Origin of the sequence: uncultured Duncaniella sp., assembly GCF_910577345.1 — a bacterium.
Classification (GTDB): domain Bacteria; phylum Bacteroidota; class Bacteroidia; order Bacteroidales; family Muribaculaceae; genus Duncaniella.
The window spans coordinates 1-25,227 of the sequence record NZ_CAJTMT010000002.1 but is presented as its reverse complement, the minus strand read 5'-3'; the positions used below and the strand labels follow the sequence as shown (position 1 = coordinate 25,227).

The 25,227-nt window shown below is 51.2% G+C and carries 21 protein-coding genes and 1 pseudogene; 9 read left to right on the top strand and 13 right to left on the bottom strand.

Annotated elements, in window-relative coordinates:
- Positions 1-115: 115 nt before the first annotated feature.
- Positions 116-490: a hypothetical protein gene (locus QZ310_RS01265; RefSeq protein ID WP_297069546.1), complete on the top strand. Its 375-nt coding sequence runs from the start codon at positions 116-118 to the stop codon at positions 488-490.
- Positions 491-606: 116 nt separating this feature from the next.
- Here QZ310_RS01265 and mgtE read toward each other — a convergent pair whose 3' ends face one another.
- From mgtE to QZ310_RS01205, 13 genes and pseudogenes are all read right to left on the bottom strand, one after another.
- Positions 607-1,977: a magnesium transporter gene (gene mgtE / locus QZ310_RS01260; RefSeq protein ID WP_297069544.1), complete on the bottom strand. Its 1,371-nt coding sequence runs from the start codon at positions 1,975-1,977 to the stop codon at positions 607-609.
- Positions 1,978-2,015: 38 nt separating this feature from the next.
- Complete coding sequence (gene rsmA, locus QZ310_RS01255) at positions 2,016-2,834, bottom strand: 16S rRNA (adenine(1518)-N(6)/adenine(1519)-N(6))-dimethyltransferase RsmA (RefSeq protein WP_297069542.1); 819 nt, start codon at positions 2,832-2,834, stop codon at positions 2,016-2,018.
- A gap of 666 nt (positions 2,835-3,500) precedes the next feature.
- Positions 3,501-4,034, bottom strand: a complete 534-nt coding sequence (locus QZ310_RS01250; protein ID WP_297069540.1) for an SPOR domain-containing protein — start codon at positions 4,032-4,034, stop codon at positions 3,501-3,503.
- Positions 4,035-4,178: 144 nt separating this feature from the next.
- Positions 4,179-5,381, bottom strand: coding sequence for a threonine ammonia-lyase (gene ilvA / locus QZ310_RS01245; RefSeq protein WP_297069539.1), 1,203 nt, complete (start codon positions 5,379-5,381; stop codon positions 4,179-4,181).
- Between the two features lie 138 nt (positions 5,382-5,519).
- A complete protein-coding gene (locus tag QZ310_RS01240; protein WP_297069537.1) occupies positions 5,520-5,852 on the bottom strand; it encodes a helix-turn-helix transcriptional regulator in 333 nt (110 codons plus the stop codon).
- Positions 5,836-6,165 carry a type II toxin-antitoxin system RelE/ParE family toxin gene (locus QZ310_RS01235; RefSeq protein WP_297069535.1) on the bottom strand — a complete coding sequence of 110 codons (330 nt, stop codon included), beginning with the start codon at positions 6,163-6,165 and terminating at the stop codon, positions 5,836-5,838. The genes QZ310_RS01240 and QZ310_RS01235 overlap by 17 nt, the downstream gene beginning before the upstream one ends.
- 169 nt (positions 6,166-6,334) lie before the next feature.
- Positions 6,335-6,484: pseudogene (locus tag QZ310_RS13670) on the bottom strand (hypothetical protein); the annotation flags it as partial.
- Positions 6,485-6,560: 76 nt separating this feature from the next.
- Positions 6,561-7,226, bottom strand: a complete 666-nt coding sequence (locus tag QZ310_RS01230; RefSeq protein ID WP_297069532.1) for an outer membrane beta-barrel protein — start codon at positions 7,224-7,226, stop codon at positions 6,561-6,563.
- Positions 7,227-7,435: 209 nt separating this feature from the next.
- Positions 7,436-7,744: a thioredoxin gene (gene trxA / locus QZ310_RS01225; protein ID WP_297069530.1), complete on the bottom strand. Its 309-nt coding sequence runs from the start codon at positions 7,742-7,744 to the stop codon at positions 7,436-7,438.
- Positions 7,745-7,796: 52 nt separating this feature from the next.
- On the bottom strand, positions 7,797-8,561 hold the full coding sequence (locus QZ310_RS01220) for a biotin--[acetyl-CoA-carboxylase] ligase (RefSeq protein WP_297069528.1): 765 nt from the start codon (positions 8,559-8,561) through the stop codon (positions 7,797-7,799).
- Positions 8,558-9,004 (bottom strand): tRNA (adenosine(37)-N6)-threonylcarbamoyltransferase complex ATPase subunit type 1 TsaE, encoded by a 447-nt coding sequence (gene tsaE / locus QZ310_RS01215; protein WP_297069526.1) that lies wholly within the window; start codon positions 9,002-9,004, stop codon positions 8,558-8,560. Before tsaE ends, QZ310_RS01220 begins: the two co-directional genes overlap by 4 nt.
- Positions 9,005-9,027: 23 nt before the next feature.
- Positions 9,028-10,572: a bifunctional response regulator/alkaline phosphatase family protein gene (locus QZ310_RS01210; RefSeq protein ID WP_297069524.1), complete on the bottom strand. Its 1,545-nt coding sequence runs from the start codon at positions 10,570-10,572 to the stop codon at positions 9,028-9,030.
- 61 nt (positions 10,573-10,633) lie between these two features.
- Positions 10,634-13,939, bottom strand: coding sequence for a tetratricopeptide repeat protein (locus QZ310_RS01205; protein WP_297069522.1), 3,306 nt, complete (start codon positions 13,937-13,939; stop codon positions 10,634-10,636).
- Between the two features lie 307 nt (positions 13,940-14,246).
- On the opposite strand from QZ310_RS01205, the gene QZ310_RS01200 reads away from it, so the two are divergent.
- The 8 genes from QZ310_RS01200 to QZ310_RS01165 all read left to right on the top strand — a co-directional run.
- Positions 14,247-15,392: a phosphatidylserine decarboxylase gene (locus tag QZ310_RS01200; protein ID WP_297069519.1), complete on the top strand. Its 1,146-nt coding sequence runs from the start codon at positions 14,247-14,249 to the stop codon at positions 15,390-15,392.
- A gap of 191 nt (positions 15,393-15,583) precedes the next feature.
- Complete coding sequence (gadC, locus tag QZ310_RS01195) at positions 15,584-17,296, top strand: putative glutamine/gamma-aminobutyrate antiporter GadC (RefSeq protein ID WP_297069517.1); 1,713 nt, start codon at positions 15,584-15,586, stop codon at positions 17,294-17,296.
- A 57-nt stretch (positions 17,297-17,353) separates the two neighbouring features.
- Positions 17,354-18,685 carry an MFS transporter gene (locus QZ310_RS01190; protein WP_297069515.1) on the top strand — a complete coding sequence of 444 codons (1,332 nt, stop codon included), beginning with the start codon at positions 17,354-17,356 and terminating at the stop codon, positions 18,683-18,685.
- Positions 18,686-18,938: 253 nt separating this feature from the next.
- Entirely contained in the window at positions 18,939-20,231 is a 1,293-nt protein-coding gene (locus QZ310_RS01185) for a porin (protein ID WP_297069513.1), read from the top strand.
- Positions 20,232-21,256: 1,025 nt separating this feature from the next.
- Entirely contained in the window at positions 21,257-22,414 is a 1,158-nt protein-coding gene (locus QZ310_RS01180) for a GlmU family protein (protein ID WP_297069511.1), read from the top strand.
- A gap of 44 nt (positions 22,415-22,458) precedes the next feature.
- Entirely contained in the window at positions 22,459-23,658 is a 1,200-nt protein-coding gene (locus QZ310_RS01175) for a pyridoxal phosphate-dependent aminotransferase (protein WP_297069510.1), read from the top strand.
- A 68-nt stretch (positions 23,659-23,726) separates the two neighbouring features.
- A complete protein-coding gene (locus QZ310_RS01170; protein ID WP_297069508.1) occupies positions 23,727-24,080 on the top strand; it encodes a hypothetical protein in 354 nt (117 codons plus the stop codon).
- A gap of 154 nt (positions 24,081-24,234) precedes the next feature.
- Positions 24,235-25,227, top strand: a 993-nt coding sequence (locus QZ310_RS01165; protein ID WP_297069506.1) for an ROK family protein, incomplete at its 3' end; no start/stop codon positions are given.

Below are 25,227 nucleotides of genomic sequence, written 5' to 3'. Positions count from 1 at the left end.
CGCAAAAGAAACAGAAGTTTTGGATTATGTTGTATTGACAAATCTGTTGAATTAAACTTCTGTATCTTTTGCGCTTCTGTTCCTTTTGCAATCCACCAATAACAATTTACACTCCATGAAAAAGCTATTGTTTCTACTTCTTATCGTGACATCGCTTCTGTCGACCTCTTGTATGAAACGTGTCGAAGGCATACTCCGGGAGGAGCCGACAGAAATTACCAAAAAGGAAGCTGTCAAGCTTATGAACTACTACGACGAGCAATTCCGTCAAGCCCAGACCTTACTCAAAGAGGGTGACAAGGCTCAGCTTGCAAAATTCTTCAAGACCCCGGAATGGCAACTTGCAGAGCAGTGTCATTCAAAATTGCTGCAACTCACTCCTGAACTGTCAACCGAGTTGCATATAGCTCAATTCGAGGCTGATTTCATCCGGTTTGTCAACGAGACCATCAGATTCGGTGTCCCCCTCCGCGAACTTCCGGAGGATTGATTTTCAGATACAAAAGAACAGAAGCTCAAAAAGGAACAAAAGTAAAATTCCGTAAATTTCGGAGTTGAAATACCTTTTGTTCCTTTTTGAGCTTCTGTTCTTTTGTATCTCTTCTATCAATGTCCGGTCCCGAAGGTAACGATGAGCCAGGAGGAGATGGACATATAGATGAGCATACCGATAATGTCGTTGGTAATCGAGATGAAGGGGCCTGTGGCAAGCGCAGGGTCGATTTTCAGTTTCTCAAGAGTAAGTGGCACGAATGTACCGAAAACCGAGGCAAACATCACCACGCAGAATATCGAAGCCGAGACAGCGATGGTGGTCACCTGATGGCCACTTCCAAGAGTGAAGAAGTTGTAGAGGAATACGAGCAGGGCTATTATAGAGCCGTTGAGCAATCCGACACCGAGTTCCTTAAGCAACTGCCGGGCTGATTTCTGAATGTCGAGGGAACCATTGGCAAGGCCTTGCACGACGATTGCCGAAGACTGTGTACCGACATTACCACCCGTGCCACCGATGAGCGGAATGAAGAGGGCAAGCGCAGGATCGACCACGAACCCGCCTTCAAACTTTCCAAGGATGACGGAATTACAGAGTCCGCCCACCATTCCGATGAGCAGCCAAGGCAGACGGGCCTTTGTCTGGGCGAAGAGTTTGTCGTCGCTCTCTACGTCGCCCGAAAGACCGGATGCCAACTGGTAGTCACGCTCACTCGAATCGCGCACCTTGTCCATCACGTCGTCGACGGTGATGCGACCGAGCAGACGGCCGATGGAGTCTATGACAGGCATGGCCACAAGGTCATACTTCTCGAAATCAAGGGCGACCTCATCAATCGGAGTGTCAGCCTTGACCGATACGGGATCCGTCTCCATGACATGCTTGATTTTCGAGACAGAAGGATGTGTGATGAGTTTTTTGAGAGGAAGTGTGCCGCGCAGACGGTCCTCGTTGTCCACGACATAGACATAGTAGACCTCATCCATATCCTCAGCCTGCATACGCATCTGCTTGATACATTCCGGCATACTCCAATTCTCGTTGACGACGATCATTTCAGTACCCATCAGACCGCCGGCGGTGTCCTCGTCATATTTCAGAAGGTCGATGATGTCGCCTGCCTGCTCAACGTCGTCGATGTGGCTGAGAATCTTCTCGCGGTCATCCTCATCGAGTTCCTGGATGATGTCGACGGCATCGTCAGTATCGAGGTGCTCGATTTGCTTGGCGATGTCGGCCACGTCCATCTTCGAGAGAAGCTTGGCACGGTCATCCTCGTCGAGTTCCATGAGCACATCGGCCTGCATGTCCTCGTCGAGAAGTTTGAAAAGATATTCCGCTTCGTCAAGGTCGAGATCCTGATAAAGTTCCGCAATGTCGGCCGGATGGAGGTCGGCCAGCTCCTCTGCCGCCGCAGCATCGGCGTGGTCATGGATGATTTTGCGCAGATGTTCCAGATATTCGGGAGTGAACTCTTTCATTGTCGTTGCGTGAGGAGGGAGTGTTGAAGATTGATGACTCAGTTACTTCTCGCCGAGCTGACCATATTGGTCAGTTCGATAAACTGCTGCACCGAAAGCTGCTCGGGGCGCAGTGAGAGCATCGGGTCGTCCGGCAACGGAACTCCGGCGGGAAACATTCCCCTAATCGAGTTGCGCAGAGTCTTGCGGCGTTGGCCGAAGGCTGTTTTCACAACTGTCTTGAAAAGTTTATCATCGCATCCGAGGTCGGTCACAGAGTTGCGCACCATCTTGATGACACCGCTCTTGACCTTGGGAGGTGGATTGAACACGTTTTCATCAACCGTGAAGAGATATTCGACATCATACCATGCCTGAAGCAACACGCTGAGAATTCCGCGCGCCTTTGTGCCGGGAGCGGCTGCAAAACGTTCGGCAACCTCGCGCTGAAGCATACCCGAACAACAGACCACCTGATCGCGGTAGTCAAGGACATGGAAGAAAATCTGCGATGAGATATTGTAGGGATAATTGCCTATGACACAGAATTTCTGCCCGTCGGGGTAGATTTGAGCGAGATCGAGACGGAGAAAATCAGCATCAAGAATCCTTCCGGCAAGTTCCGGATAGTTGTAGCGCAGATATTCGATACTCTCGCCGTCGATTTCAGCCACTTTCACATCGTGGCCTGTGGCGATAAGATATTTGGTGAGTACACCCATACCCGGGCCAACTTCCATCACGGGAAGGCCCTTATAGTCCGCAAGGGTGTCGGCAATGCGTGCGGCAATGCTCTCATCGGTCAGGAAGTGCTGACCGAGAGCCTTCTTGGGACGCACATCGCCCCCCTGTCCGGCTTTGGCGTGGTTTCTTTTCATGGACTGCTGCGCTGAAGTGGTTGATTAATCGCTGCAAAGATACGCGTTTTTGATGAATTTGGGTGCAAAGATGCGTATAAAATCCACCACTTTCTGTGCTTGGACGCGCTTAACATCAATTCACTTCTTTTAAGGGGGGAGGCATCAACCATTGGGCCACACAGACGTTTTATCTATGAACGCAACGAAAAGGAGGCGTTCAAAAAATGGTAGTCTTTGGCGAAAGAGCCACAGGCTATATTGCGAAGAGCAGAGTTCGAATCCCAATCGACTCTCTCTGCCCCGATTGAAGGTTTCTAAACCGTAGAAACCTTTGGGTGACGGCACCCAAACCCCGTCGCCCGACATTATCACCCCGCCCGGCAGTGGAACCAGCGTCCAGCCGGGCTTTTTTATGCCTATACTATTCTTATATCTATTAAAAAGGGGGACGGCACTCTACCGTCTCCCTTTTATTATCTTGCCTATAACTGCAATAAACAGGCACAGACATATCGTCCATCCCCATATTCCGTCATTCATCCCCGCAACTCCACAGAGCTTAAGGACAATATAGGTCAACGGGAAGACAAGCAGCCCACACCACATCAATGCAGTTCCAAAAACAGTTCTTATCATTTTTCAATCAAGACATTAAGTAACATTGAGGATTATACAACCATCACATCATCTCGCAAGATGGGCCGGACGGAGGATGAAGGGGAGCGGATCGCGGAGGACGATTGACTTGTCCTCTTTCACACGCTGATATGCCTGAGCAGCCTCCTCAGGTGTCTGACAGGCGGCAGTGCAGACATAGTAGAGCGGTTCACGCGTATGGATGATGAACGCGCCATCATAGCCCGACGCTTGGAGGCGGGCACGCATCTGACGGGCATTGAACACCTGTTTGAACTGTCCGACCACCACATTGTATCGTCCGATTGTCTCGCGTGAAGCACCGCCATCCTCTGTGTAGCCTATATACTCAGTGCGCATAGGCATGGAATCGGAGGCCACCACGAGATCCGACATCCGCGCGCTGTTGCGGATTTTGGCATATATGGTGGAGTCAACGCCTGAACTCTCACGGTTTTTCGACACAGCCGTCTCGTAGGCCTGACGGTAGTTATTCTCATTCGTCTTGCAACCGACAATGAAGAGGCCGGCCAAAAGCAGAAGCAATGGCAAGCGACGCATCGATGAGGAATGTTTTTTCATAGTAGGAACCATATTGTTTTTAGGATTGGCTGCAGGGACGCGCTGCAGAACGTATGCCAAATGAAAGTCATTCGATTTATATCAGGCATACGCGCTACAGCGCGTCCCTACAGTAAAAATTTATAATACAATAATTATAACAAACTAAACCACATGATAGCCTTTATCGGCAAGAGCACGGCGGAGGATGTCGATATGCTCGTTGTTGCGGGTCTCGACCTCCACACGGATTATACAGCCGTTGATGGATGTGACATGTGAGTTGCGTTCATGAGTGACGGAGATAATGTTGGCACCGTTCTCGCCAAGCACCTGACATACGCCTGACAACTGTCCGGGCTGGTCGGTAAGGTCGAGGGTCAGTGTACAGTTTCTTCCGCTCTTCACAAGACCACGGGTGATGACACGGTTGAGGATGGTCACGTCAATGTTACCGCCTGAAACCACGCAGACAGTCTTCTTGCCCTTGATGGGAACCTTGTCAAACATGGCTGCGGCAACCGACACCGCACCCGCTCCTTCGGCCACAAGCTTCTGCTGCTCGATAAGCGCAAGTATGGCTGCGGCAATCTCATCCTCGCTGACGGTCACAATCTCATCGACATATTTCGAACAGAAATCAAAGGTGTTGACACCCGGTTCCTTTACGGCAATACCGTCGGCAATGGTAGCTACCTTTTCCAGACGGGTGCGTTCCCCGTCGTGGACAGACTTGAACATCGAGGGAGCACCTTCGGCCTGCACACCATAGACTTTCACATCCGGTTTGAGCTGCTTGAGGGTGAAGGCGATTCCTGCAATCAGACCACCGCCACCGATGGGGACAATCACAGCCTCCACATCAGGCATCTCCTCAAGGATTTCAAGGGCAATGGTGCCCTGTCCGGCTATCACTTTTAGGTCATCGAAGGGATGGATGAAAGTGTAGTTATGTTCCTTCTGAAGCTCGATGGCCTTCTGATAGGCATCATCATAGACACCCGGCACCAGACAGACCTCTGCACCGAGCTTCTTAGTAGCTTCGATTTTGGAAATCGGCGCACCGGCAGGCAGGCAGATGAGCGACTTTATGCCATTGCGTGTCGCAGCGAGAGCCACACCTTGGGCATGGTTACCGGCCGAACATGCGATTACTCCGTGGGCTTTTTCCTCGGGAGTGAGCTGAGAAATCTTGTAGTAGGCACCACGAAGCTTGAAGGCACCGGTGTGCTGAAGATTCTCCGGCTTGATATAGATTTCCGAATCGGGATTGATTTTCGGAACCCCGATGAGACGGGGATGACGCGCTACATCGCGAAGCACCTGCGCCGCGCGATAGACTTCTGAAATTTCCAATGTATCTGCCATGGTATATCGTGTTTTGTTTTGGCGATGATTTGTATAGGCGCAAAATTAAGCAATCCCCGCCTATTCACCAAAATAAAATCCAAATCATGTCCGCTCAATAACTCTCTGACAAAATAGTCCTGAGCAGAATACTTTATTTCAAAAAGCTGCCACCGGTTTGACAATCTCAACCCTTAGGCCAAGTGCCTCAATGATTCTATAGAAAACGGTCACACTCGGAGTTATGATACCATTCTCTATTCTTGAAATATATGACTTCGTCACATGAAGACGTGCGGCAAGCTCTGCCTGGGTTATCTTGGCATCTCTTCTGGAATCCCTTATCAACTGTCCGGTGTAGAATGCCCGTGCCTCATCGAGAAAAGCCTCACGCTCCGGACTGCCCGGCTTCCCATATTTCTCATCAAGGACAGCACTATAATCCCGTATCATACCATCACCCTTAGGAAAAATATCATTTACATTGTTCATAATACTCCTCTTTAATTCGTAAAGCTTTTTTTATTTCATTTTCCGGAGTTTTCTGAGTCTTCTTTTGAAAACCGTTGAATAATACAACAATCTTATCTCCGTCAAAAATAAAGAACACTCTATAGATATTCCCCTCCCATTCACTACGCAACTCAAACAGTCCTTCTTTCAATGCTTTTACAAACTTTTTAGAAATCCTATCCTGAGTACGCAATAAATCAAGAGCATAGTCTATCTTCCTTTGAACTTTTAGATCAAGGGAGGCCATAAAGCGTTCAAAATGACCGCCAAATGTAATAATACGTCGGTCCATGCTACAAATTTAGCATACATCTTACTAAAAAACAACTATTTCCGGACAAAAGTTGCAATATATTGTTACTTTTCATATCCATGCCTTAATATCTAATCATTTCCACCTAAAAAAAAGCCTCACTTCCTTCCATTGTGGCGGGAAGCGAGGCAAAATATGTAATCGTAGCTTAAAATCGTTTTATTATCCCGGCTGACCGGACGGCGCAAGGGATGTCACTTGCCGGGAGACACCTGATCTGGTATTTGGCTAAAATATCAGGATTGCGGTCGACATCAACCTTTACGATATTGACGGCATCGCCTACTTTGTTCTTTAATTCTTCAAAAAATCCACAAGTGTGAGCTTGTAACTGTTGATTATTTCATTGAAATCATTCATGTATCCACCGGATTTCAGAAACTATATTTCACTCCGAAATTCAGACCGAGACGGGCGAAGCCGGTGTTTTCATCACCATTTTCACCGGTATTTAGATCGATTATAGCATCCTGCCATGAGAGATTCGCAAGCAAACGCCAATTGTTGTTCAACGCATACTGAAATCCGCCTCCGATATTCATACCGAAACCACATTTGCTTGCACTGGCAGAAACTTTCACCCCGGCATCCTTACAGCTTGCAGTCTCAGTGCAGATTGCAAGGCCTAAACCGACAGTGTAGTTGAACGTCCAGCGTGGATTTCCCAATCTGACATAACCAACGAACTGTGGCGCAAGATAATTGATATAAAAGGCTCCCTTTGCAACTATGGCAGAACTTCTGTTATATCCTACAGTACTCTTCCCTCCGGATCTGTAACCGGAATAGAGAAATCCGGCACCAATTTTCTTGTCCGACATCCATTCGTAGCCGACTTGCCAATCCAATCCTATGCGCGCATCGCCTGACTCCCAGCCGAAATCAACAGAACTTATAATGTGTCCTATACCTATGGAGCCATATACCGAGTGTCCCGCAAGACTGCGACTATCAATATCACTTGCCGATAGGTTAAATGAGGAAAAAAGGGCAGTAAAAGCAAGCGCACTTACAGCCAGAAATCTGCTGATTGTTTTCATGAGAGTTAAAATTAGTATTCAATAATTTCCAAATTTAGACAATAAATCTTAAAACGACAAGTTTCACCCTGTATATAATCTGAAATGTCGACATATATGATACAAACAGCCCCGTCTCCCAACCGAAAGGCGGGGAAACGGGGCAAAAATATGTAATCGTAGCTTAAAATCGTTTTATTGTCCCGGCTGACCGGGCGGTGCAAGCGGTGTTACTTGCCTGGCTGCTCCTGAATTCTGATCTTATCTTCAAGAATCTCAAGCTGCTGGAGACCCGAAGCTCTCCACTGGGGTTCACCGTTTTTAAAGATGATGATGGTCGGGACGCTCCTGATCTGGTATTTGGCTGAAATATCAGGATTGCGGTCGACATCAACCTTAACGATATTGGCGGCATCGCCTACTTTGTTCTTTAATTCTTCAAGGATAGGACCCTGCATTTTGCAAGGGCCGCACCAAGTGGCAAAGAAATCCACAAGTGTGGGCTTGTCACTGTTGATTATTTCATTGAAATCATTCATAATTCATAGGTTTTAAAGTGCAAGTATAACGCACCGTCACCTATGAATGTTTTCACAATAAAGATTCTTTAACCACCGCACTGATTTCCTTGAAGGCATAGCTCCTGCGCTCACCGTCGGGGAGTTCGAGCGAGATGATGCCATCGGGGGCAACGGCTACGATACGCGCCTCGATGAACTCACCACGCAGATTGTCGCGATAGGGATAGAAACCGTCGTTGCGCCACAGAGTGTCGAAATAACGCGCCGACAGTTCGCCGCTCCCCTCCTCCGAAAGTTCTGCTGCGACGGCAGCATCAGCCTCGCGGAGAATCTCTCCACAGAACTCCTCAAGGAGCATCCGCAAATCGAATTCCGTGCCGGTCAACTGAGCCATCGACACAGGATTGGGAGCATCGGAGAGGAAACGGTGCTGATTGACATTTATGCCCATCCCGACAATCGAATGGTTTATGCCGGAGGAGGTGATACTGTTCTCGATAAGGATACCGCAGATTTTTCTGTCACCGACATAGATGTCGTTTGGCCACTTCACCCTCACGTCATGACCGGGAAGATAGCGCTGCAACACCTCCACAATGGCAAGCGAGACAGCCTCGGAAATGACAAACTGACGCGCAGGATGCAAACCCTCCGGACGCAGCAGCATCGACATGGTTATGTTGGCCCCCGGTTCAGATTCCCAGGAGTTGCCACGCTGTCCGCGTCCCGCAGTCTGTCTGTGCGCGCTGACGACCGTCCCGTGAGGCGAGGCGCTTGCTATTGATGCGAGATGAGTGTTGGTCGAAGGGCTTTCGTCGAGTTCTATAAGGTTCATAGCTTGGCTATTTCATCAGCCGAACCGACTGAAAGACGGCGAACACCGTCGGGCATCACGTCGATCTTCACCCACACGGTATCATCAGGGAGGATGTCGGCCACGCGGTCAGGCCATTCAATCAGACAGAGCGCACCTGAGTCGAGATAGTCCTCGATGCCTATATCAAAGGCCTGTTCGAGATTCTCGATGCGGTAAAGGTCGAAATGATAGATAAGCTCGGCAGTTGTGTCGGAACGATATTCGTTGACAATGGAAAATGTCGGAGAACCGGTGGGGTCATCCTCGACTCCGAGCGCACGGCTGAGAGCATTGATGAATGTGGTCTTTCCTGCCCCCATCTCGCCGTCAAAGGCATAGACGGTCGCATCGTCCATCAGACCGAGAAATTCTTTGGCAGCCTCGGGAAGAGCCTCGGCTGTAGGGATCATTATCTGCTTCATTTTTCAGATTTTTTATGATTATATCATTTGGCAGTGAGCGTGATGAGCGGCACGAGCATTTCCTCTGGCGATATGCCACCATGCTGGAAGGTGCCATCATAATACTGCACATAATAATTATAGTTGTTGGGATAGGCGAAGAAATCGCGTCCGGTCGCGAAAATGTAGGTCGACGACACGTTGGGAGCCGGAAGCCCGAGCCGTGCAGGATTCTTCACCTCATAGACCTGCTTGGGATTATAGGCGAGATTCTTGCCAATCTTGTAGCGGAGATTAGTGTTGGTGTTCTTATCGCCCACGACCTTCACCGGATTGTCGACACGGACAGTGCCGTGGTCGGTCGTTAGGATAATCTTATAACCCTTGGCTGCTATGCGGCGGAAAATCTCGATTGCCGACGAGTGGCGAAACCATGATTCCGACAGCGAACGGTAGGCGGCGTTGGTCGATGCAAGCTCGCGTATCATCTTCGACTCCGTGCGGGCATGTGAGAGCATGTCGATGAAGTTGAACACAATGACGTTCAGGTCATTGGACAGCAGATTTGAGAACTCGCGCAGAAGTTTCTCACCCGCCGCCGAGTCGTTGATTTTCGTGTAGGAGAACTTGCAATGACGGCGATAGCGCTCAAACTGAGTTGAAATCAGAGGCGACTCGTTGAGATTCTTACCCTCCGGAGAGTCCTCGTCGACCCAAAGCTCCGGGAACATCGAAGCGATGTCCTTGGGCATCAGACCGGAGAATATGGCATTGCGGGCATATTGCGTGGCTGTCGGAAGGATGGAGCAGTAAAGCTCCTCGCGGAAGTTGAATGTATCGGCAAGCAGAGGCTTCACAGCCGCCCATTGGTCAAGGCGGAAGTTGTCGATAAGGATGAAGAACACCTTCTCACCGGCATCAAGGAGGGGAAATACATGGGTCTTGAACACCTCCGGCGACATCAGCGGACGTCCCGGCGACTGCGGGTCGGTAATCCAGTCGGCATAATTATTGCGCACGAATTTCGCAAATGCTGTCCCAGCCTCCTTGCGTTGCATGTCGAGAAGCTCATCCATCTGTGTTTCGGCAGCCGACAACTGCATCTCCCAGTGGACAAGCAGCTTGTAGAGTTCCATCCAGTCGGCCATCGTAGAGGCCGAACCGATTAGCTGCGATATGCGTGTGAACTCCTGACGGTAGTCGCTGCCGGTCTGGGTCGAGACAAGTTCGTCGGAATGAAGATTTTTCTTTATCGACAGAAGAATCTGCTTGGGATTGACAGGCTTTATCAGATAGTCGGCGATTTTGTTGCCGACAGCCTGGTCCATGATGTTCTCCTCCTCACTCTTCGTTATCATTATCACCGGAATATGCGGAGCCACGAGCTTGATGCGCTGCAGCGTCTCAAGTCCGGTCAGACCCGGCATATTCTCGTCGAGGATTATGAGGTCGAAATTCTGTTCATCGACAAGAGCCAAGGCATCGGCACCGCTGCACGCGGTGACAACGTCATAGCCCTTCCCTTTCAGGAACATTATATGTGGTTTCAGCAGGTCGATCTCATCGTCGGCCCAAAGGATGGTTGACAAGATATATTAAGTATTAAGTGTTAAGTATTAAGTACAAAGGATAAAGTCTCAATACCGATGCTCAGTCATCCTCATCGCCTTCGCTGCCGAGGGGATAGTCGGGGAACTTGGGAGTGGTGACAGGGGTGACTGTCTTTGTCTTGGGCTGCGGTACCGGCTGCTTCTTGGGCTCTGTCTTGGCTTTCGGCTTCGGCACAACGGGCTGGGGAGTTTTCTTGGAAGCGGGTTGGGTCGAAGTCTTGGGCGCAGGATTTGCCGATGGCTTGGCCTCCGGTTGGACTGAGGTATCGGGCACAGGATTCGCAGGCTGAATGGCAGTCGTATCGCTTGGCAAAGTTACAACAGCTTTGGGTAAATTCAAACTGTCGGGCTGATTCATTTTGGCAGGAGAGGTGGCGGGGAGGTCGGACTTGTCAGACTGGTCGGACTCGTCAGACTTGTCAGACCTGTCGGACTCGTCGGACTGCTCGGACCGGTCGGGGTTGCTATCTTCACTTCGATCATACATCTCCTCTGCCGAGGGATATTCCTCGGGCGGGAGCACCGATTCATGGGTTGCTTTGACGGTTTCCTCGCCGATAAAGCGGAAGTAGTCGTCAAACGAGCCTCCACCTTGCAGCAGCTTTTCGAAATTGCTTTTGCTTATCTGCACCGGGCGCACTCCTTCGGGAATGATGACACCGTTGTCCTGAGCAAGAAGCGAACGGTAGTGGTTCAGCTCTCCCTCATTGCGGAAGCCCTTGATGAGCAGAAGTCCGAGGCGCCCGAAGTTCATCACTTCAAGGTCGAAGTCACGCACCATGTAGGTCGTGAAGTTGTGGCGAGCCACGTCGAAGAGCAACTGATTGGGCGATATATTCTCCGTCGAGAAGAGCAACACAAGATAGTGCGGCTCCTCCGGTTCAAGCACGAACTCAATCTCCGCACCATCGCCCGTTGCTGTCGAGTCGTTCGACAGGCGAATGTCCCAGAGCATACCGCGCATGTTCGACCCTCCGCTGCGGAGCTTGCGCCCCTGCGCCAGACCTTTCAGATAGGAAGAGGCCATAGGAGTGACATCCGTCTCCGGATAGCGTTCAAGCAATTCCTTCAAGGTAGCACCAAACTCATCCGGCTTGTTGTCGGTCACGAAGGCAAGAGCATGGAGGAACATGAATTTGGGCATGAGCGGCGAGAGGGGATATTCGGCAACCATGCGTTCGTATGCCTTGTGGACATCAGCATTGTTGTCGGCAAGATAGTCGGCGTATGCCTCGTCATAGAGCGCTTCCTGCCGTGCGAACATCGAGCGAAGGTTATCGAGATAGTTGGGGTCGGACATGGCTTTCGCATAGTTAGACTCCGGGAATTCGGCAAGAATCAACTGACGGTAGCGCTCGGCTTCGGCAGGACGGTCGCGGCGAACGTTCATCAGATACTCATTATAATATATGTCGAGACGATAGACATTCTCGGGATAGCGCGACATCAGCCGCTGCCACTCGCTGTCGGCCGCATCGAAATCCTCCAGCTTGTCCTTCAGCACAAGACCTGAGTTGTAAAGCCCCTCGCGGATAACATCCTCAGCCGTCACTTTCTCCACATCGGTGAACGGAATCTGCTTAAGGTAGTATTCACGGTTGTGCGGGTCGTTGGCCTTCGCAGCTTCCGAGGCTTTCTCTTCCGAGGAGCCTTCCTCCTCACTTCCATCATCCGCCGGAGTGTCGGAACCGGTCTCGGCATCCTCCTCATCCTCCGAACCGAATTCGTCGAAACTGAAAGAGGCTTTGTTGCGCCGTCGCCAGTCGTTTTCAAGCTTTCGCGAACCCCACCGCTTCTGGAAATCAGTGCGCCCCGCGTTGCGGGAGGCGGTATTGTAGAAATACCACGATTTATCAGTATTGAGATTGAAAGCGGTCGGAGCCTGGGCATTGTCCTGTTTAAGATTGGAGCCGGATGCCGCCTGCTGTGCAAGATACTCCTCGCGCTTTGCAGCTTCGGCCTCCTCTTTCTCTTTTTTCTTGAGGTCAGAGATAATCTTGTCAATAACGGCAAGCCGCTCAGCCTCAGGCATGGCGGCAAGACGGAGCAGGGAGTCGTTGAGAGTCACGTTCTGGGAATAGACCGCAAGCTCGTCCAACACATCGGACCGGCGTTGAAGCAGCGCGAGGTCGGGATAGTTGTCAGGCAGCAAGGGAACGGCCTCGGCATAGCATGGCTGCGCAAGGTCGTAGCGATGACGGTCGAAGTAAAGCCCACCGAGGGTTATCTGCGAGAAAGCTTTCTCAACGCCATTGCGTGTCGACTTCTCTGCGGCAAGGACATAGTTGGCTATAGCGTTAGCGGTGTCGCGGCGCGAGAGGTATAGATTGCCGATAGCATAGTAAATCTGGTCAAGATACTCCTTGTTTCGGTCATAACGGGTCATACGCTGAAGCGCTTTAACCTCCGGAGTGATGTCCGCGCCTTGAAACACCTCGCTCTGCTTGATGCGTGCGTTGAATTTCGTGCGGTAGGAAGCCGACGAGGCTCCTCCGGCCTTCTTGTATGCCTGATAGGCGGCAGCATTGTCCCCCTCGGCGGAATAGAGCTGACCGAGGAGGAAATTGAGGCGCGTCTTCTGAGTTCCGTGAGCATAGCCCAAAGCCTCCTTAAGCATTGGAATGGCCTTTGGATTGTCGTGGGAGCGTATATAGAAATCAGCGAATGTGAAATAGTATAGTTCCCGGAGGGTATTGTTGACAAGCTCGTCGGTCTTTATGCGCGTCAGTATGGTCTCAGCCTCGAAAAGCCAGTCGAGGGCACAGTAGCTCCGCGCCTGCCATAGCTTGGCCTCCAAAACCGTGTTGGGCAACCAAGAGAAATGTTTAGCCACATAATAAAAGGTGGAGGCTGCTCCGAGGAAGTCACCGTTGAAATACTGGCTGCGCCCCATCAGCATCCATGCGTTGTGGAGGAAGGGGTTGTATTCCTCACGTTTGAGCCATTTCTTGTATTCCGGATCATTCGCATGTCCCGGCTTGCGTTTGGGACGCTTCTTGATAGAGCGGAGCTGTATAGCCTTCTGCGCCTTCTCGATCGAGCGGGTGAACGAACCCTGCGGCTGCGGAGCTTTGGGATTGGCATACGCCTCGACGGGGTGCATGAAGAGCTGCGAAGTATAATCGTCCTCGTAGGCGATCTCCAACTCCTTCAACGTCTCCTTGAAATGCTCGTCGCCGTTGAAGTAGATGTTGTAGCGAGTGATGAAAGCCTGATAGTTTCGGGTAGCGGCGGTGTTTTTCTTTGTCGAACACGACGAAAAGGCCACTGTCCACAGGACTGCAGCCAACAGTATCAGCACCCTCGAAAAAGAGGCCGACGCAAAGATGACAGACTTTGTTTTCATCTCATTTCCATAACGGTGTCGACCCTCCCATTATTGCATTCCGTACCCTGCCGGTATACAGTCTAAGTCGTTTACCCTTATTGATTAACACTTTGCATCGCCACTATAGTTAAAATTGTTAAAGCAACAGGATTTTTTTGATTACGCGTGTTATTAAAACTGAGCGGACAGAAATCACTCTCCGCTGCAAACCTGACAAATTATCAGCAATAAACTAAGCGGCCATCGTGGGACCGGGGAATACTTCTTCGCTGCCTGCATGTCCGAAACAAACAATATATCAAACTTACTAACAACACATTTAACTATGGCAGACAAGAAGTATTCACCCGCAGTGCAGGAACTCGCTGACCTCATCCAGAAAAACAACTGGCAGGACAAGTTCAACCAGGCCATCGCAAAAGTCGTATCCTACAAAATCCCCGGCCTTTCCGACATGACCACCATTGATGACTACCTTGACTATCTTGAGAACTATGCCCATTGGGTACCGTCGGAAGATAAGGAAGGCACACACGTCTATCAACACCTTTTCCGCTCATTCTTCCTTCTGGATCAGGAACCGGTGAAATCACTCCAGACTCCATGCGCACCGGCCGACAAGCAGCCCGAACTCACCCCGCTGTCAAAGTGGATGGTGGACTACTGCTATGCTATCGGTGACTGGCTTGACAGTCCTGAATCAATCACAGCTGAAAGTGTCAAGTCGTTCTATGACTCGGCCGTCTACAACATGGACGAATATCTCGAACCCCGTGGCGGTTGGAAGACCTTCAACCAGATGTTCGCACGTCACGCCAAACCGGGCTACCGTCCTATCGCAGCTATTGACGACGACAAGATTATCGTTCACCCCGCCGACGCATGTTTCGGTGGCCAGTGGGAAATCCGCCCTGACACCCATGTCCGCATCAAAGGCCTTGACTGGAGTATCGACGAACTCCTTGAAGGCAGCCCCTACAAGGATAAATTCAAAGGTGGTATGTGGTGTCACTCATTCCTCAGTTGGACTGACTACCATCGTCAGCACGCACCTCTTTCGGGTATCGTCCGTGAAGCCCGTGTCATCCAGGGTGCAGCCTACGTCGACCTCGTTGCAGTTCCTGACAAAGTCAATCCCGCAACAAACCAGGTTGAGGCATGGCGTGCGACCGCTCCTGACCAGGCCGGTTATGAATTCATGCAGACCCGTGGTCTGATCGTGCTTGAGACCAAGTATGGTTATGTGGCCATCCTCCCGATTGCCATGCCGCAGGTTGCATCCGTAGTCGTCACTGCCGAAGAAGGTGTAGCCTTGAAGAAGGGCGACGAAATCTCTTACTTCCAGTTCGGTGGTTCGGACATCGTCTACCTCTTCTCTGCCAACATGAATGTCTCTATCTCGGCTCACAAGGGCACACACTACAAAGTCGGCACCAAGATTGGTGAGATTTACCCTGTAGTGGAACTCTAAAAGGTATCCATCACCCCGCCCTTCAACCATGAAGTGACCGGAATTTATACAAGGTCCTTTTCCGTAAGGCCACAACATTAAAAACCGGGGGCCGGCCTCACCGCCGGTCCCCGAGTTTTTTTTCACCAACCGACACTCCATGGTCAACAAATAATAAAAATCACTTTCAATCAACATTTATTACTTAGCGTATGGCAACTTCTTCTTCCCCCCAGCCCTCCAACAAGCCAAAGGGAAGCAAACCATCGCAGGCTTTGATTTCAACCGGAGCGATGACCGTCATGATCATCACCACCGTGGTCAGTCTCCGTGGACTTCCTTCGCAAGCCGAGTTCGGCATCCAGTCGATTTTCTACTATCTGTTTGCCGCAATCGTCTTTCTTATCCCGTTTTCACTGGTCTGTGCGGAACTCGCATCGACTTATACCCATTCAGGCGGTCTCTACCGTTGGGTGGCCGAGGCATTCGGCCCGAAGTGGGGCTGGTCGGCAATGTATCTTGAATGGCAGACACTCGTGATATGGTTCCCTGCCGTCCTCATGTTCGCAGCCGTCTCGCTGGCCTACATATTCTGGCCTGAATCGTTCGACGCGAAACTGTCAGCCAATAAAATCTACACCCTGATAGTGGTGCTCGGCGTCTACTGGATAACAAACTTCATTGCCTTCAGAGGCATGAAATCCTCGAAAATCCTAAGTACCCTCGGCGGTCTCTTCGGAACAATCGTCCCGGGTGCGATCCTTATCATCCTCGGTGTCGCATACCTCTGCATGGGCAAGCCCATCATGCTCACCCACGAATCCTTCTTCCCTGACTTCACCAAGATTGGCACCATCGTGCTTGCGGCCTCAATCTTCCTCTTCTACGGAGGTATGGAGATGAACGCCGTCCATGTCCAGAACATGAGCAACCCGGCCAAGCAGTTCCCGCGCGCCATATTCCTTGCGGTCGCAGTCATCGTCCTTATCTTCGTGTTCGCCACACTGGCAATCGGTTTCGTTGTCCCCGCGAAGGACATCAACCTCCTTGCGTCACTCCTCGTGGCCTACAATGACCTCTGGGCCTCAATCGGTGTGCCCTGGCTCGGCAATGTGATGGCCTTCCTGATCACCTTCGGTGTCATCGGACAGGTCAGCGTAATCATCGCCGGTCCTTCCACCGGTCTTGTCGCTGTCGGTGAGAGCGGTTACCTTCCCCAGAGTCTTCAGAAAGTCAACAGCCGTGGCGTGAACAAGCCTATCCTCTATGTGCAGGCAATCTTCGTCAGCCTCCTCTCGCTCGTGCTCGTCGTGCTTCCTTCGGTCGAATCAGCTTATCAGGTCATGTCGCAGATGGCCACCGTCATCTACCTCATCCTCGTCCTGATGATTTACTTCGCCTTCATCCGTCTGCGTCGCACCCAGCCGCAGAAACGTCGCGGATTCCGCGTCCCCGGCGGCAAGTTAGGTGAAGTTGTTGTGGCAGGAATCGGTATCCTCGGTGCTCTCGTAGCAATGGTACTTAGCTTCTTCCCGCCGTCACAAATCAACACCGGCAGCCCTGTGGTCTATGTCCTCATCATCTTCTGTGGCGCACTCCTCTTCTTCTGTGTTCCTCTGATTGTGTTTGCAAAGCGTAAACCGTCGTGGAGAAATCCGCAGGCCAACTTCTACCCCTTCGATTGGCAGATTGAAAACCGTAAGCCTTCAGAAGTTTCAAAGTGGAGCGCCAACTACACACCGACCCCCGCTGAAATCGCCGGTACCGATGCCCGTATCCTCGCGGAGGAGAATGGAGCCACCCCGACTGAAGCCGACACTCTCGCCAATGAAGCCGAAAAAGCCTACGATGGAACCAAAAATCCTCAGGCTGTGGCCTACGACGTCTTCAACCGTGAGAAATCCTCTGATTCCAAACAGCCGTAAGGCGGTATAAAAAACTGACACCTCTCCTCTTTACCACCCCCCTAACAGCCGATAAATATGAGAATCAATACGGGAAAAGGCACCATCTCCCTGATGACCCTGATTGCCATCTGGTCAATCTCACTCACTGTCAACCTTCCGGGCCTCGCCGTCACCCCGATGCTCGGAAGCCTTGACAAAATCTTCCCTAACACATCGGAACTGGAGATTCAGCTTCTCACCGTGTTGCCCAATCTTTTCATAATCCCCTTTGTGCTGCTCTCGGGCAAGCTATCGCTTTCCAAAAGCAAAATCAGCATCGTAGTGGTTGCGCTCGCCATTTATCTGGCGAGCGGCATCTTCTACCTGTTTGCCAAAAGCATGGTGGACCTCATCGTCATCAGTTGTCTGCTCGGTGTCGGTTGCGGTCTTCTCATCCCGCTTGCAGCCGGACTGCTCGCCGACACCTTCGTTGGCAAATACCGTATGCGCCAGCTTGGCATCAAGTCCGGTATATCCAACATCGCCCTCGTCATCGCGACTTATGTGGTCGGCTGGCTGAGCCACGGGAACTGGCGCCTGCCATTCCTGGTCTATCTGATTCCTGCCATCCCGCTTGTGCTTTCAGTGTTCCTCCGCGGAATCCCGAAAGCCGACCTTAACCCGGTCACGGTAAATCCTTCGCCGGAGGTAAAGGCTTCTGTCAAAGCGGCCTCAAAGGCATCAATAGCCGGTTCACCCGCCAAGTCTATAAAGACAGCACCCCCTTCGGGGGAATCTCAGGACCAATTTGGAAAGATCGGCCGTGTGAAGGATGATTTCATCCTCTCACGAACATGGTCACTTATAGCTGTCTACTTTTTCGTATGTTACGCCACGGTCATCGTCAGTTACTACACCCCCTTCCTCATGCAGAGCGAAGGGCTGAACGACTCGGATGTCGGAACCGTCACCGCAATCTTCTTCCTTGCCGTATTTCTTCCCGGCTTCATCCTGCCCTATATCCTTAAAGTATTCAAGCAGTCGACACTCATTGTCTCAACAGTTGTCATGGCCGTCGGTATCATCCTGATGGTCATCGGACATCATTTCGGCATCATGTGTCTGGCTTCGATACTCGTAGGCTTCGGCTACGGTGTGTTCCAGCCTCTCATCTACGACAAGGCCACACAGATAGTGACAGTCCCCGGCAAATCGACACTCGCACTTGCTTTCGTGCTTGCAGCCAACTATATTTCCATAAGCGCCACCCCGTTTATCGTGGACTTTTTCAGAAATATATTTGACCCGCATCACCTCAACAATGCATTCCCATTCGTACTGAATGCCGTATTGCTCGCAATTTTCACTGTCATAGTGATCATTTTCCGCAAATCGTTTGTATTCAGAATTGATCGTTCCTACTATTAGAGCTACAGTATCCGGCCATTGATACAGAAGTATCACACCCCCCGGATGCTCCCTCATAGATTTCAACTTCCTGCCGGCCAAATCAGCCCGATAGGTCAGACAAAAGCGACATGAGCGACAATCCTACCCCGCAGCAAGACGGGAACAGTCACCGCGTCCGTCCCCACGGCCTATCCGGCTCATTAGCCGTCGGAAAAACAAGCTCCTCAGCTCTCCAAGCCTTTTCTTACATCCATCCACCCCATCAAGCTTTATGAAGACTTTCACACGTTTCATCGCTTTAATTCCCGCTCTGTGCGCCCTTCCGGTCACTTACGCCCAGAACCATCCGACCACACCCGAAGAGGGAGAGGTCACGATCCTCAACTCTAACGACGGAGGAGAAACAGTAATAAATGTCTATGACATCTTTGTCGAAAACGCACCGAAAACATTCAAGAAGTCAGGCGCTCCACGTTTCGCCATCGAAGGCAAGGACAAGAAATTTTACCTCGGAATCGGCGGTACGGCTAAAGCCACAGTATCCTACGACTGGGGCAATCCAATTGACAATGCCTTTGACTTCACCACATCTGCAATCCCCATGCAGCAACGCAAGGGCGACGGCGGTCTCGTGCAGTTCAGCGCAGCCACAAGCGGACTATACCTCAACTTTGTAGCATTGCCCGGCGACAAGAACCAACTTGGCGTATATGTCGACTTCAACCTCACCGGAAATGACTACGGCTTTGACCTCCAGTATGCCTACATCAAGTACCGGGGCATAACCGCAGGCTACAATTACAGCCTCTTCTCCGACATGGCCGCCGCACCCCCGAGCATCGACAACGAGGGTCCATGCGGTTTCACAGCCATCCCCAACGGTGTCATCGACTACAACTATAATATCAACTCACATTGGAGCGTGGCTGTCGGAGCCGAAATGCCGATGGTGTCCGCTACAACCGGCGAGAAGACCTACGTCGTCAACCAGCGTGTCCCAGACATCCCTGCCTATATCCAATATTCATGGGGCGGAGGCAAAAGCTGGCTGCGCTTCTCCGGAATCATGCGCAACATGCTTTACCGCGACGAGGTCTCTGACAAGAACCGCGACATCGTGGGCTGGGGCGTGAAGATGAGCGGCAGTGCATCGCTCTGCCCCTTCGTCACCGCCTACTATCAGGCAGCCTACGGCAAAGGCATCACAAGTTATTTCCAGGACCTCTATGAAGGTGGACTCGACATGGTCCCCGACGGTTCTGGCAAACTCGAAGCTGTGAAAGCCTGGGGCGGATACTTAGGTTTGCAATACAACATCTCGCCCAAGGTCTACGCCACAACAACCTACAGCCACCTGCGCAACTATGCCCACCGCTATGCCGAAGGGTCGACCGACTGGAGCGGACAATACAAGTATGCACAATACGCACTTGCCAATGTCATCTGGCAGATTACTCCCCAGATTTCCACCGGTCTTGAATATATCTATGGCCGTCGCGTCGACATGGACGGCATCTCCCGCCACGACAACCGCATCCAGACCATGCTTCAGGTGACATTCTAAAGGATTAATCCAAAAATCCGGTTCATAGCGATGAAATAAGATACAAAAGAACAAAAACAGACAAAAGCAACAGAAGTATAATCTACTTGTAATTAATCTTTTGTAACTTCTGACCTTCTGTCGTTATGTACCTTTCTGACATTTAGAAATCCGGCCTATATGCGATGAAATAAGATACAAAAGAACAAAACAGACAAAAGTAACAGAAGTATAATTTACTTGTAATTAATCTTTTGTAGCTTCTGACCTTCTGTCGTTATGTACCTTTCAGACATTTAGGGATTTAATGCACTGTAATTACGGTCTGAGTCGCAATCCCCATGCTCCTGAACGGCAGCCAACAAGCTGCGCAGCAGCGATATGTTCATAGCCCCACATCGAGCGATGACGCAATGAAGCCCAAAGGGCGAAATTGCGTCGCGCGAAGGTGTGGGGTTATGGTATATCGGCAAGCACGGGCATCGAAGATGTCCGCCAATATTCCATGTCCGCCAATATTTCAAAGGGGTATAAAAAAATTGTCCGCTGCCCCTTTCAATCAAGGAGCAACAGGACCAAAGCCAAAAAGGCGTCAAATAGTTATAAAACTATTCCTTTCCAATAATGTAGAGATTATATCATACTTACACTACACCATCGTTTTGCCCGGAAAAACGTCATCCCGACGGATTTTCTGAACAAAGTTGCCTTTTTTCCTTAGTCCTAAAATTGTGAATTTAATGCGTAAAATTTTTATCAGTCCAAGGATTGCAACTATTGTGGTGCTTCTTTTCGTTGGCAAAGTTACAAAGTTTTATTTATTATTTGAAAATAAATTAAATCTATTAACTCTTTTTAACTATCAATTGTGAACATTTTCACAATAGGCCCTCTTTAGCTTGAAAAAACCGAGGTGACATTCTGGTTTTTCAGAGCAAACAACATCCTTCAGGCTCCACGAATCTAAAAAAGTCCATTCACCCGGCAAATTCTTTCACAATTAATTCGTATTTTTGTCAATTATATATTTTGACAATTACAGGAAAATGAAAAACATCATACTTTTCGATCCGGAAGAGGCGCGTAGCCGTCTGCTTCCCTTGACTTTGACACGTCCGGTGGCACTCCTGCGTCATGGCATAACCACTATCTCTGAAAAGTGGCAGAAAGCCATTCCCGGAACCTACTCCTACTCAACCCAGGACTACCTGTCGATGAAATATCCTATGATTGAAGCCTCCGACGGCGACAATCTCTTCATCGCCGGCAACCTCCACCCCGACGCCACTCTCACCGAAGCAATCCTCGCACTTCAGCCGGGCCAGGCTCTCACAAAAGAGGGATGCGTCATTGCCCGTCGCGGCAACGGCAATCCGAAGGAGAACATCGAGTATGACGGCACTCCATTCGCACTCAATCATATCTGGGACCTCTTCATGCTCAACGACGAGGCTGTCCGACGCGACTTCGCGACCTTGACCGCCGGTCGCAAATCGCAGCCCCTCAGCGACACCTGCCGCCTCATAGGCGACCCCTCGCAACTTTTCATCGAAGAAGGCGCGACCGTCGAGGCTGCAACCCTCAATGTCAGCAAAGGCCCCATCTACGTCGGACGCGATGCCGAAATCATGGAAGGAGCCTGTCTGCGCGGCCCGGTTGCCATGTGCGAACACTCCGTCGTCAACATGGGCGGCAAAATCTATGGAGCAACCACCCTCGGCCCCTATTGCAAGGTCGGCGGCGAACTGAACAATGTTGTCATGACCGGCTATTCCAACAAGGCCCACGACGGCTTCCTCGGAAATGCCGCCATCGGCGAATGGTGTAACCTCGGTGCCGGATGCACAGCTTCGAACCTGAAGAACACCTACGCACCCGTCAAACTGTGGAGCATGGCTGATGGCCGTTTCGTCAAGACCGACCTCCAGTTCTGCGGCCTCATCATGGGCGACCACTCAAAAGCAGGAATCAACACCATGTTCAACACCGCAACCGTCATCGGTGTCGGCGTGAACTTTTACGGAGCCGGATTCCCCCGCACCTATCTCCCCTCTTTCACCGAAGGTTCACCCCTCGGCATGAAACCGGTCATCATGGAACGCTTCTTCGACACCGCATCGCGCATGATGGCGCGTCGCCACAAGGAGCTGACTCCTATCGACAAAGAAATCTTCATCAGTATTCAGGAGCAGAACGCCGAGTGACCCTTCGGTAGACTTTTCCACAAACCACCTTATAATAATAAGCAATGCCAAACGTATCGGAACGTGGCACCATCATGCCCGCCTCACCTATCCGCCGCCTCGCCCCGCTTGCGACCGACGCAAAGGCCCGCGGCATCAAGGTCTATCACCTGAACATCGGTCAGCCCGACGTCCCCACCCCTCCGGCCGGTCTCGAAGTGCTCAAGCATATTGACCGCACTGTGCTGGAATACAGTCCCTCGGCCGGACTTCCGTCACTGCGCGAGAAGCTCCGCGAGTACTACCACCGCTTCAACATCGAAGTGGATGTCAACGACATCATCGTCACCACCGGAGGTTCCGAAGCCGTCCTCTTCGCCTTCATGGCCTGCCTCGATCCGGGCGACGAAATCATCGTCCCCGAACCGGCCTACGCCAACTACATGGCCTTCGCCATCTCGGCAGGAGCAAAAATCGTCACCGTCCCCTCCAACATTGACCAAGGATTCGCACTCCCCCCGGTCGAAAAGTTCGAGGAACTTATCACACCTCGCACAAAAGGCATCCTCATCTGTAACCCCAACAACCCGACAGGTTACCTCTACACGATGAAAGAGATGCTCCAGATACGCGACCTCGTGAAGAAATACGACCTCTTCCTTTTCTCCGACGAAGTTTACCGTGAGTTCTGCTACACGGGCGCACCCTACATCTCTGCCTTCCATCTCCCCGGAATCGAGGAGCAGGTGGTGCTCATCGACTCAGTCTCGAAGCGCTACAATGAATGTGGAATCCGTGTAGGTGCCCTCATCACAAAGCACCCGCAGCTCAAGACAAACGTCATGAAGTTCTGCCAGGCACGTCTGAGTCCTCCGCTGCTTGGACAGATTGTGGCCGAGGCATCCATCGACACTCCGAGCGACTACATGCTCGCCACCTACAACGAGTATGTCGAGCGCCGCAAATTCCTTATCGACGAACTCAACAAGATTCCCGGTTGCTACACGCCGATACCTATGGGAGCGTTCTACACCGTCGTGAAACTACCTGTCGACGATGCTGACAAATTCTGCCAGTGGTGTCTGCGCGACTTCAACCTCGACGGCGAAACCATCTTCATGGCTCCGGCCTCGGGCTTCTACACCACTCCAGGAATGGGTAAGGATGAAGTCCGCATGGCCTACGTCCTGAAGAAAGAGGACCTCGCCCGCGCGATGAAAGTCCTCGCTGCAGCCCTTAAGGAATACCCCGGACGCACCATCTGACACCGGAAACAGCCCACTGTCTCCTCCAACCATGTTCATTGATTAATAAACTCTCCAATAAACCGATCATGATCCGCTCTCTACGCCCACTCATCGCCGCAACGGCAATTGCAGCAAGCATCTTTATCTCCGGATGCTCGACTCTGTATCCCTCGACCTCAGGTTTCGGAGATGTGCAACCCGGTGTGACAAAAGCAGATGTCATACGCAAGCACGGCAATCCGCTCCTTGAAAATGTGACGACTCGCGATGGAAAGGAATACACCGTCCTGACCTACCTCGAATCAGTCCTTATTTCAGGCGAATGGCGCCACATAAACGTAGAGTTGTACTTCCTCGACTCCCGTCTCACCGACAAAGTCGAACGGCTCGAACCCCCGAAACCGCCCACGCCGCCTGCCCCTGCGGCTCCGGCAAGGTGACAAGCGGATGATCCGTAAAATAAATTTATTAAAAGTGCTTAATACTGATTGAATTTTCTCCTGTCCGAATGGAAAACTTCAATCAGTATTTTGTATATTTGCAAAGTACAATTGAATACAAAACCTTAAAAACAATCTCAAAAGTTTCTTTCCAATGAGCAAACCTTATGTTTTAGGTATCGACATAGGCGGTACTAACACCGTTTTCGGCATCGTTGACGCACGTGGCGTAGTCCTCGCAAGTTCATCAATCAAGACATTGAAACATACCGATTTCGATGCATATCTCGACGAACTTCACACCGAGGTGAACCGTCTGCTCGAAGCCAACGACGCAGTAGACAAAATTCTTGGTATCGGCATCGGCGCGCCCAACGCCAACTATTATACCGGAACCATCGAAGGCAAAGTGAACCTTCCCTGGCCCTCTCCCCTGCCCCTCGCACAGCTCGTAAGTGAAAAATTCGGTATTCCCGTAGCCATCACAAACGACGCAAACGCAGCAGCAATCGGTGAGATGACCTACGGTGCCGCACGCGGTCTCCGCGACTTTATTATGATTACACTCGGAACCGGTGTAGGCAGCGGTATCGTCATCAACGGTCAGCTCGTCTATGGTCACGACGGTTTCGCCGGAGAACTCGGACACTCGATTGTCCGCCGCAACAACGGCCGTCTCTGCGGCTGCGGTCGCACCGGCTGCCTCGAAGCCTACTGTTCAGCCACAGGCGTAGCCCGTACCGCACGCGAATTCCTCGAAATCCGTGAGGAGCCCTCACTCCTGCGCGAAATCCCCATCGACACCATCACTTCAAAAGATGTCTACGATGCAGCCGTGAAGGGCGACAAGCTTGCCAACGAGATTTTCGAATACACCGGCAATATCCTCGGTGAGGCATTCGCCGACTTCACAGTGTTCTCATCTCCCGAAGCCATCATCCTCTTCGGTGGTCTTGCCAAATCAGGTGACCTCCTCATGCGTCCGCTCCGCGAATCAATGGAGAAACACATGCTCCACATCTTCAAGGGCAAAGTAAAAGTCATCCCCTCCGAACTCAAAGAAGCCGACGCAGCCGTCCTCGGAGCCAGCGCACTCGGATGGGAAGCCGGCAAAGCAAACGCAGCCGCCCCCAACCCCGTCGCAGTC